This window comes from Steroidobacter sp. (genome assembly GCF_016790065.1).
In the GTDB taxonomy this organism is placed as follows: Bacteria; Pseudomonadota; Gammaproteobacteria; order Steroidobacterales; family Steroidobacteraceae; genus Steroidobacter.
In genome coordinates, this window is sequence record NZ_JAEUPY010000420.1 from 1 (window position 1) to 3,575 (window position 3,575).

Sequence of the window (3,575 nt, forward strand, 5' to 3'; positions counted from 1 at the left end):
GGCGTGCGGCCTTGGTCGCCGTTGTTGCTCTTGGTGATCTCCACGTCGTTGTACGCCGCCGAGGCCACCAGATCGATGTTACCGATGCTGTAGTTGGTTTCGAACTCCACACCTTTGGACTGAATCTCACCGCTCTGCACCGTGTTGAGCGGATTGTTGGGATCGGCGGTCTGGATGTTCTGACGACGCAAGTCGAACGCAGCCAACGTGAACGACACTGCCTTGCCGACTGGCTGATACTTCAAACCCACTTCGGTCTGTTCGCCGGTTTCCGGATCGAAGGTGTTGCCATACAGATCGGTGCCGAATAACGGTGTGAAGCTGGTGGCGTAGCTCACGTACGGTGAGAAGCCGTTGTCGGTCAGGTACACGAAGCCGACGCGGCCGGTGAACTCGTTTTGATCGATCTTGACCCGATTGGATTCGCGCTCCACCTGATCGTAACGACCGCCCAACAACACCACGTAGCGATCGGCAATCTTCAAATGCTCCTGCGCGTACAGGCCCAGCTGATTGATCTTCTGTTTGACGAAAGTGGTGTACGCAGGACGCGTGATGGAGACGCCATAGGTCGGCGTGAACAGATCCAACGCAGGCGCGACGCCCATGCCGATGCGGTAATCGAGATCCTTCTTCTGGTAGTCCAGGCCGAACACCACTGTGTGATCGAAGATGCCGTGCGACCACTTGCCTTCCAACGTCGTGTCGGTGGTGAGAATGTCGGTGTCTTCATCCGACACCACCGCCTGGCGGTTGAAGAAGCGCTGGTTGACCTGCAAGCCCGCCGGATTCACGGTCTGGTAAGCGAGCTTCATGTTGGCGAAGCGCGTGTTCTGACGCAGCGTCAACGAATCGGCCAGGTGCCAGGTCAGCAACGAGGTGCCCTGCACCTGATCGCGGTCGAAGTTATCGAAGCTCGGCTCGCCGACGAACCGATTGGTCGGCACGCGGCCGTTGACGTTCGGCAGCAGGATGCCGCGAGTGGGATAAGCATTGGCCTTGCCCAGCTCATCGACCTGATATTCGCCGAGCACCGTCCAGATCAGCTGCTCGTTCGGACGGAACGTCACCGCCGGCATGATGTACTGACGGTTGTTATTGACGAAGTCGACTTGCGTATCGGCATCGCGCAGTACGCCGACCGCACGCACCAAAATGGTTTGATCGTCGTTGACCGCGCCACCGACGTCGACGCCGGCCTGCATGCTGTCGAAGCTGCCGTATTCCAGCTGCACGTTGGCCACCGGCTTGGAGGTGGGACGCTTGGTCATCTGGTTGACCAGGCCGCCGGGGCTGTTCGCACCGTACAGCATGGAGCTCGGACCCCGCAGCACTTCGACGCGTTCAAGCGCGTACGGCTCGCTGCGCCAGTTACCGTATTGACCATTCGGCGTCGCCAGGCCGTCGCGATACAGGCCGGACGTGGTCTGATTGAAGCCGCGAATGAAGAACGTGTCGTTACGCGGATCGTTGCCGTACGGCGAGGTCTTGACGCCGGCGGCATAGCGCAACGCGTCTTCGACGTTCTGGATGTTCTGCATTTCCATCCAGTCAGCCGTGATGACCGTGATCGCCTGCGGCGTCTCGTTCAACGGCGTGGTGGACTTGGTGCCGGTGGTCGAAATGCCGGTGTACACGCTACGCGCGCGTTCGGCTTCGACGGTGATGGTGTCCAGGATCTCCAGATCCTGATCGTCGCTGGACGCAGCTTGCGACGTGCTCTGCGCGTGCACCGATGCGCCGGACGCGAGTAGCAAAGCGAGCGAGACCGCACGTGCGATCGATGCATTCTTGATCGGTTTCATAACAACTCCCCGTGACTAAACCCGCCAGGCCAGGAGGCGGGCGCGTCCGGAACATACAAACGACACCGACACCAACTTTGCCCGGTAGTCGTCGAAGTTCACACTTAGGGAGTAACAGCACATAGCGACTCGTCGACGGCACGCGCGCCGCCCTCAGCGACGCACTCGACCCGCACCTGGTCGCGATACAAAAAAGCCTGGAAAAATACGGCGATAGCATCGCCACCGACCAACACTTGCGCGCCCTACAAACGCGCTTGAGTGAGTCGACATCCTGAGCTCGGAGGGCCCGGGGTCGATTTTATTGATATTTATTTTTGGAATTCGGCCCCGAGCGGCCGCGGCAGCAATTTGCCCCAAATCCGCGCAGATGGCTAGCCCGGCTGTGACTCAGTTGCGTATTGACTCAGCTGCGAGTGCTGGCACGCTCCATCAGCACCGGCGTAATCAACGCTTGCGAACGCGGTTCCCATTCTCGTTCGAGCATCGAGACCGCGCAGCCGACCATGTCGTCGATGCGTTGATCGAAGGTCGTCAGCTGATAGGCAGGCCAAGCCCCGGCCTCGGTGTTGTCGTAGCCGGCAATGATCACGTCGTCCGGGATCTTTTTACCGAACTCGATGCGCAGTGCGTCCATGGCGCCGAGCGCGACCAGGTCATTGACGCAGAACAGGCAGTCCAACGTCGAGTCCTTAGCAAACATTTCGCGAGCAGCCGCGTAGCCGCCTTGATAGGAATAGTCGGCCTGCGCCCAGGCGCAATCATTGACACCGCGCTCGGCCAAGCCGCTGCGAAAGCCAGCTTCGCGCTGTTGTTGCGACAGACTGTCACGCGGGCCAGCGATGTAACCCGGCCGCTTGCCGCCGCGGTCGAGCAGCAGGCGAGCGATGCGCTGGCCCGCCGCTTCATTGTCGGAGGACACTGTCGCGGTCCATTCGGTGACGTGCGCGGAATTCAATGTGATGACCGGAATACGCAACCGGTCGAGCGCTTCGGCAACTTGAGCGGAAGTGATTTCCAATGGACTCACCACTGCATCCACTCGATAGCACGCGAGCTCCGCCGCTACCTCATCCAGCGCACGTTCGAAATTGGTTTGCACCAACATCACTTGCTTGCCTTGCTGTTGTAGTCGACCGGCAAACGCTTGCAGCGCTCTGGAGTGATACGAGTTGGTCAGCGTGCCTACGATCACCGCCACGATGTTGGAGCGGTTCTTCAGCATGATGCGAGGAATCAGACTCGGCCGATAATTCAGCGCCTCGGCCGCGGCCATCACTTTGGCCTTGGTCTCCGACGAGATGCTCGCGCCCGGCGTGAATGTGCGTGACACCGCCGATTGCGAAACGCCTGCCAGACGCGCCACGTCGACTGACGATGCAGGCTTGATGTTGGCCATGGAATGCACTCCCCCGACTCATGCTTTCTCTTATTAGTGGCCGCAGGCTAGCCGGTCTTGCATAGCTATGCAAGCTGTGTTGCAATGCTATGCAATCCCGCCGCACTCGACCCGGACTGATCTTGCAATCTGTTGATTTAACTAAGCTTCCTGACCTTCCCAGCGGTCAGGCATCGAGTCATTCCGTCGGCCGGCTGTTCCTGGCGCTGGCGATGGGCGGTTTCGCCATCGGCACCACCGAATTCGCCTCGATGAGCCTGTTGCCCTACTTCTCCGCAGGGCTGGGCATCGATGAACCCACCGCCGGTCACGTGATCAGTGCCTACGCGCTGGGTGTGGTGATTGGAGCGCCCGTCATCGCAGTGCTGGCC

The 3,575-nt window shown here is 60.0% G+C and carries 2 protein-coding genes and 1 pseudogene; 1 reads left to right on the plus strand and 2 read right to left on the minus strand.

Features of this window, described 5'->3' with window-relative positions; all coding sequences use genetic code 11:
* Together JNL55_RS17295 and JNL55_RS17300 are read right to left on the minus strand one after the other, a co-directional pair.
* Positions 1–1,805, minus strand: a 1,805-nt coding sequence (locus JNL55_RS17295) for a TonB-dependent siderophore receptor (protein WP_293856214.1), incomplete at its 3' end; no start/stop codon positions are given.
* A gap of 406 nt (positions 1,806–2,211) precedes the next feature.
* Positions 2,212–3,204: a LacI family DNA-binding transcriptional regulator gene (locus JNL55_RS17300; protein ID WP_293856217.1), complete on the minus strand. Its 993-nt coding sequence runs from the start codon at positions 3,202–3,204 to the stop codon at positions 2,212–2,214.
* 194 nt (positions 3,205–3,398) lie between these two features.
* On the opposite strand from JNL55_RS17300, the pseudogene JNL55_RS17305 reads away from it, so the two are divergent.
* Positions 3,399–3,575: pseudogene (locus JNL55_RS17305) on the plus strand (MFS transporter); the annotation flags it as partial.